This window comes from Frankia gtarii (assembly GCF_025403375.1).
Lineage (GTDB): Bacteria > Actinomycetota > Actinomycetes > Frankiales > Frankiaceae > Frankia > Frankia gtarii.
In genome coordinates this window covers 1-527 of sequence record NZ_JAMPTM010000611.1, presented here as the reverse complement: position 1 = coordinate 527, position 527 = coordinate 1, and the positions used below count along the sequence as shown (strand labels likewise).

1 protein-coding gene is annotated in these 527 nt (G+C 79.1%); it reads right to left on the bottom strand.

All coding sequences use genetic code 11. The features are described from left to right. The coding region (locus NBZ83_RS32555) for a hypothetical protein (protein WP_261576557.1) at positions 1–398 on the bottom strand (398 nt) is incomplete at its 3' end. Positions 399–527 lie beyond the last annotated feature (129 nt).

The window sequence follows — 527 nt, the reverse complement described above, 5'->3', positions numbered from 1 at the left end:
GGCCAGGCCGGGCGGTCGCGTGCCGGCACCCGCGGGATTCTCGGGCACACGCTCTTTCCCCGGCTGACCGGCAGCGGCACGGCCAGCCTTCGAAGCTGCTTCGTCGCCAGCAGACGCTGCCGGACCTCCGCTCGCCCCGGCCCGGCCGGAGGCCGGCGCCCGTGCTCCCACGGCGGATCCCGGCGGCATTCCCGGAACCGGCGGCGTTCCCGGAACCGGCGGCATTCCCGGAACCGGCGGCATTCCCGGAACCGGCGCGGCGGGCGCCCCACCCGACCCGCGTTCGTCGTCTGCACCAGCCTGACCCGCGGCTGGCGGCCGCGCCCGAGTTCCGTGACCCGCGCTTCGTGCCGGTTCGGCCGCGCCGCTTCCAGCCGGTCCCGCGGGGCTGCGTGCACCGACCTCGCCAGCGCGGTCCACCGATCCCGAGGACGACGCCCTGCGGGGGCCCCCGGCCGAAGCCGGCGTCCCGGCCGGCCCGGGTGCGCCCGCCGACGTGGGGGATCCGGCGCCGGCCTCTTCCCGCC